This window comes from Sphingobacterium sp. UBA5996, assembly GCF_002429765.1.
Lineage (GTDB): Bacteria > Bacteroidota > Bacteroidia > Sphingobacteriales > Sphingobacteriaceae > Sphingobacterium.
In genome coordinates, this window is the sequence record NZ_DJAS01000019.1 from 36,001 (window position 1) to 42,247 (window position 6,247).

The 6,247-nt window shown below is 36.5% G+C and carries 5 protein-coding genes; all 5 read left to right on the top strand.

All coding sequences use genetic code 11. The features are described 5' to 3' along the window. Positions 1-21: 21 nt before the first annotated feature. The 5 genes from B3E00_RS14800 to B3E00_RS14820 all read left to right on the top strand — a co-directional run bounded on the left by B3E00_RS14800 (position 22) and on the right by B3E00_RS14820 (position 6,183). Positions 22-906 carry an NAD kinase gene (locus B3E00_RS14800; RefSeq protein ID WP_209576012.1) on the top strand — a complete coding sequence of 295 codons (885 nt, stop codon included), beginning with the start codon at positions 22-24 and terminating at the stop codon, positions 904-906. 307 nt (positions 907-1,213) lie between these two features. After that, positions 1,214-1,951 (top strand): isoprenyl transferase, encoded by a 738-nt coding sequence (locus B3E00_RS14805; protein ID WP_293881749.1) that lies wholly within the window; start codon positions 1,214-1,216, stop codon positions 1,949-1,951. 113 nt (positions 1,952-2,064) lie between these two features. Continuing rightward, positions 2,065-4,629 carry an outer membrane protein assembly factor BamA gene (bamA, locus tag B3E00_RS14810; RefSeq protein WP_209576016.1) on the top strand — a complete coding sequence of 855 codons (2,565 nt, stop codon included), beginning with the start codon at positions 2,065-2,067 and terminating at the stop codon, positions 4,627-4,629. A 347-nt stretch (positions 4,630-4,976) separates the two neighbouring features. Further along, the gene (locus B3E00_RS14815; RefSeq protein ID WP_209576018.1) at positions 4,977-5,510 is read left to right on the top strand and encodes an OmpH family outer membrane protein; all 534 of its coding nucleotides are present in this window, start codon (positions 4,977-4,979) and stop codon (positions 5,508-5,510) included. Between the two features lie 103 nt (positions 5,511-5,613). Continuing rightward, positions 5,614-6,183: an OmpH family outer membrane protein gene (locus B3E00_RS14820; RefSeq protein WP_209576020.1), complete on the top strand. Its 570-nt coding sequence runs from the start codon at positions 5,614-5,616 to the stop codon at positions 6,181-6,183. Positions 6,184-6,247 lie beyond the last annotated feature (64 nt).

The window sequence follows — 6,247 nt, forward strand, 5'->3', positions numbered from 1 at the left end:
CCCATTAAAATTGAAAACAATATGAGAATCGCAATATATGGAAGAGAGTTTCAACCCTCTGTTATAACACATGTGAAACACTTATTTGAATATCTTGTTGATAAAAATATTGAAATTTGGGTGTATGAACCATTTCATAAATTTCTCATCACACAGTTTGAATGTGATTTTAACTTCTCCACATACACTACGTACCAAGAAATTAAAGGCTGTATCGACATTATGCTGAGTTTGGGTGGTGATGGAACAATGTTGTCTGCCGTTTCACTAATAAAAGATTCTGGAATTCCAATCGCTGGAATGAATTTTGGTCGACTTGGTTTCTTAGCTTCAATCAATAAAAACGATTTTGAAGACTCTTTGGATGACATTCTTAACCAGCGTTATAGTGTACAAAAGCGCGTATTGCTTTCTGTCGAATCCGAGCAGACAAATTTGTTCCAAGGTAATCACTACGCACTGAACGATATTACGGTATTTCGTTACGATAGCTCGGCTATGATTACCGTAAATGCCCGCATTAACGGTGAATGGCTTAATTCATATTGGGCGGATGGACTGATTATCGCTACACCTACCGGCTCCACGGCGTATTCTCTGAGTTGTGGCGGGCCTATTATTATGCCCGAAAGCGGTAATTTCGTGATTACCCCTATTTCACCTCACAATCTCAATGTTAGACCGATTGTCATTTCCAATCAGTTTACCCTAGAGTTAGAAATAGAAAGCCGTAGCAATCAATATATTCTGAGCTGTGATTCGAAAAATGAGTCTATTGATACATCCGTAAAATTAACGATTAAGCAGGCTCCATTTACGATTAATCTTATTAGACTTCCCCATGAAAGCTTTTTCAGCACATTGCGAGAAAAATTACTTTGGGGGATTGATGTCAGGAACTACTAAGCTATTGCTAGGTTCAAACTAGCTTGCGCTAGTTGAAAAAAAGCACCAAAACTGATTGCCCAAGATATTTCAATTAATCTTTATATATATTGTACTTCTGAATTTCCAATTAAAAATCGATATTTGGAAGAAATAAAGGACGGTAGAATGATCAAATTCCGATGAGAAATCCGCATGAAATCATTCATTCGATGAAAAGTTTAATAAACACTAATCATTGATAGGAATACAGAAAACCGAGAATAGGTTTTAAGACGCCGAAACAGCATGACCGGCTAAGGTGTTAATTTTATTGAAAACAGCAAAAATGAGTTTTTTAGATCAGATAGATAATATTAAGTTGCCACAGCATATCGCCATCATCATGGATGGAAATGGCCGCTGGGCAAAACAGAAAGGAAAACTTCGTGTTTTTGGGCACCAAAATGGCGTAAAAGCAGTGAGAGAAGCTTTAGAGGGATGTGTACAAGCCAATATTAAATTTCTGACACTTTATGCATTTTCTGCAGAAAACTGGAATAGACCTAAACTTGAAGTAATGGCTCTTATGGAGCTATTGGTTTCTTCACTCAAAAAAGAAATCAAAACTTTTCAGGAAAATGGGGTTCGCTTGAATGTCATTGGCGACATTAGCAAACTACCTTCACATGCACAAAAAAAGCTTCAAGAGACCATAGCAGCGACAAAAGAAAATAAACACTGTACGTTGACGCTAGCATTGAGCTACAGTTCCCGCCAAGAGATCGTGGATGCTACTCGAAATCTAGCACAACAAGTAAAAGATGGACTACTCACTATAGATGAAATTGACGATGACTTATTTACTTCAAACCTCTATACGCAAAACCTTCCAGACCCTGATCTGCTCATACGCACAAGTGGAGAATTGAGAATTAGCAACTTTTTACTTTGGCAAATTGCTTACTCAGAACTGTGCTTCTTAGATAAGATGTGGCCTGAGTTTACTAAAGAGGATTTATACAAATCGATTGTAGACTACCAACAACGCGAAAGAAGGTTTGGAAAAACAAGTGAGCAGTTATAAATGATTTTATTAAATTTGTCCACTGATTTGAAGAAAACAAGCTGGTTAAATTTTCTTAATTAACAAAAATTAACAAACGATTGGTGTACTTTAGCGCCAATAATTATAGATAAATGAAGCGTATACTACCCGTAATACTATTTTTTGGTCTCTCATCAATGCAACTCGTCTACGGACAGGACAAAGGTGCGTTCAATTTAAATGACCCAGAAAAAATCAGCTATCTCAATCCTAAAAACTATGTAATTAGTGCAATTGATATAACTGGAACACAATTTTTAGATAAAAATGTATTAATTACCATATCTAAATTGTCGGTAGGTCAATATTTGGAAGTTCCAAGTGAGGCAACTGCAAAAGTAGTGAAGGATATGATGGCTCAAGGCCTCTTTGATGATGTCGAATTATGGGCAGATAAAATTGAAGGTGAAAATATATTTTTAACCATTCGTGTAGTAGAACGTCCCCGTTTAACTCGAATTGACATCAATGGCTTAAGTAAAAGTCAAACCGAAGAAGTCCGCAAACGTTTAAATAGCAACACAGGCAAAATTGTCAATGAAAATTTGATGAATACTACGCGTGCTACCATTCAGCGTTTTCTGAAAGAAAAAGCCTATTTATATCCAGAGATTACGTTGAAGACGGTAAAAGACTCGGCACAGGCTAATAATGAAATACTTATTGCCGATGTAGATAAAAAACATAAGGTTAGAGTCAAAAAAATGACTTTTACGGGAAATGAGCATTTCTCTCAGAAAGAGTTGAGAAAAATGGCCAAACCTATCAAACAAAAAATGTGGTACCGTATTTTTGGCCCAGGAAAATTCAAGGAAGAAAAATACAAAGAAGGTAAAGAAAACCTGATCAAAAAAATGGCTGACAAAGGATATCGTGATGCGACTATCCTAAAAGATACTGTTATTCGTGAGGGTGAGAAAAATGTGTTGGTGAATTTTGACATTTACGAAGGTCCTAAATATTATGTAGGTAATATTGTCTGGACAGGTAACGCTAAATATTCTGATACCTTACTTAACAAAATTTTAGGGATCAAACGTGGCGATGTATTTTCAGAAGAAAAATTAACCGCAAAATTGATGGGCCCCACAAAAAATAGTGATGACATCTCTTCCATCTATATGAACGATGGTTATCTTACTTTTTCGGTAGACCCGGAACAAACCCGTATTTACAACGACACGATCGATTTGAATTTGCGCGTCTATGAGGGGGCTCAATATACGATCAACAATGTTATTGTCAAAGGTAATGATGTTACCAATGACCGTGTTGTATTACGTTCAATTTACACAAAACCAGGTCAAAAGTTCTCAAAAGAACAAATTATGCGGAGTGTGCGCGAAATTGCGCAGCTGGGAAATTTTGATGAACAAAAAACCAATCCGGTACCCACCAATTTAAACTATGCAGAGGGTACGGTGGACATTGTATATAACGTAACAGAAAAACCTTCGGATCAGGTAGAACTTTCTGGTGGTTATGGTGCAGGTCAGATTATCGGAACCTTAGGTTTAACCTTCAATAACTTCTCTACCAGCAATTTCTTTGACAAAAGTTCATGGAAACCGTTGCCACGTGGGGATGGGCAGAAATTGAGTGTACGTGGCCAAACTTCGGGCAAACGCTATCAATCGTATAGCTTCTCGTTCTCAGAACCTTGGCTAGGTGGCAAAAAACCAATTTATTTTGGTTTGAGTGCCTATACGTCAAGCTCATCGTATGGAGGGTTTAACTACTATACTGGCGAACAAATTGTAAAAGATTCAGAGTTAAACCGCATCTGGATGACAGGTGTTACGGCTACTTTAGGTAAACGCTTGCAATGGCCAGACAACTGGTTCCAGGCAAATACTTCTTTGTCATTCCAGCGCTATAAGCTACAAAACTATGGAAATTACTTCCTGTTTGATAATGGTACAGCCTATAATATCAACTTGACACAAGAATTCAGCCGCAACTCAATCGATGCTCCTATCTATCCTACTTCGGGCTCGAACATCAAATTTTCGGTGCAATTGACCCCTCCATATTCATTGTTCAATAACATTGACTATAAAAATGGTTCCGCACAAGAACGCTACCGTTGGACTGAATATCACAAATGGAAATTTGATTCGCAGTGGTATGCAAAAATTGTTGGTAAACTTGTTTTCAAAGCACAAGCGCAATTTGGTTTCTTGGGTAAATATTCGAGCAAAACTGAAATATCAACTTTCGAGCGTTTCAAAGTGGGTGGCGACGGTATGCAAGGGTTTGATTACTTACAAGGGTCGGAAATTGTTGCATTACGTGGTTATGCAAATGGCGTAATCATTCCTGAAGGGACACAAAATGTGAATGTAGCACGAAATTCAGGTAGTCCAATTTATACAAAATATCAAATGGAGTTACGTCATCCAGTTATGTTAAATGACCAAGCGACTGTCTACGTCTTGGCATTTGCTGAAGCCGCAAATACGTGGAACAAGTTCACCGAATATAATCCATTTAAAGTACGCCGCTCTGCGGGTGTAGGTGCTCGAATCTTCTTACCTATCTTTGGTATGTTGGGAATAGACTATGGACATGCATTCGATCCTATTCCTGGTTTGCCGAGCAGTACATGGAAACAAAACTTTACATTTAGTATCATGCAAAATATGGGCGGTTTCTAGTCCTTGTTGATTCCAAGCTATTGGGACATAAAGTTTAAAAAAGCTATCGCAAGAAATTGTAGATAGCTTTTTTGCTTTAAAACGTTTTCCTCAAAATCATGCCTTGCGTTAGCACTAAAAAGAAAACCATGCCAACATTGGGAGAACAATGATCGGTCGATTGGCCAACAAGTTAAATAGTGTTAAACCTGACAAATATCTATTAGATTGCTTCTTTTTTCTTATTTTTGAGCGTTAAATTTACGTAGAACGATTTTATCGAATTAAACTTTTGGAATTATCAAAAGTCATAAGGTAAATTAGTGTTAAACAATTAAACGTATAGTCTATAAAAACTTACAGGAAATATGAAAAAATTATTGTTAGTTATAGCTTTTGTAGTCGTTAGTGCTACAGCGACATTTGCCCAACAAATTGCATATGCTGATTCAGAATATATCTTAAAACATATTCCTGAATATACAACCGCGCAAAAGCAGCTGGATGATCTGTCTAAACAATGGCAAGAAGAAGTTGATCAGAAGTATGCGGAAATCGAAAAGCTCTATCAGGCGTATCAAAAAGATCAAGTTTTACTTAATGAAGACATGCGCCGCCGCCGTGAGGATGAAATCGTAACAAGAGAAAAAGAAGTAAAAGACTATCAAAAACAAAAGTTTGGATTTGAAGGCGACCTCTTTAAAAGAAGGGCACAATTAATGAAGCCTATTCAAGATCGTGTAGCAAAAGCTATCCAAGAAGTCGCTACTGCACAGGGTGTAGATTTTATTATGGATAAAGGTAATGAGTCAACTTTTCTTTATGCTAATCCAAAATTGAATAAAAGTAATGATGTCATTACAAAATTAGGGTATAAACCTAATCCTAGTCTTGCAAACTAAGCTGGAGTTTATTATCATTGTGAACACAAATAATATTAATAGTAATTAATTAAAAAACTAAAAGATTGCCATAGTGATGGCTCATTAGATTAAAATGAAAAGCATGAAAAATTTATTAAAGGGTGCGGTTGCTTTAGTGGCAGTATTTTTCTCAACTCAATTTGCAAATGCGCAACAAAAGATTGGTCATATCAACTTTGCAGAAATTATTCAATCTACATCTGAATTTAAAGCGGCTGAAGGGCAATTGAAAACATTGAGTGATGGTAAAACCAAAGAAATTCAAGATATGGTTACCATCTATCAAACAAAACAAAAAGATGCAAACGATAAATTGCGTAACAGAAGTGAAGCAAATAAAGAAACAGTTGATCCAGAAATCAACAAAATAGGTCAAGAATTGCAAGATATTCAAGCTCGTATTCAGACAGCTCAACAAGCTGCTCAAGAAGACCTAAATAAAAAAGAAGAAGAATTAATTGCTCCAATCCATAGAAAAGTTGGCGAAGCTGTAAATGCTGTTTCTAAAGAAAAAGGTATGGCTTATGTATTTGATATTTCAAGTACAAATATACCTTACTTCCAAGGTGGAGAAGATTTAACTGCTGCTGTAAAGACTAAATTAGGTATTTCAGCAACGGCAGCTCCTGCTGCTGCTCCAGCAAGAAAATAAGTTAGTATATAACTTGATACATAAAAAAAGGATCATCTGTATGGGAGGGCACTGAAAAAGTCCC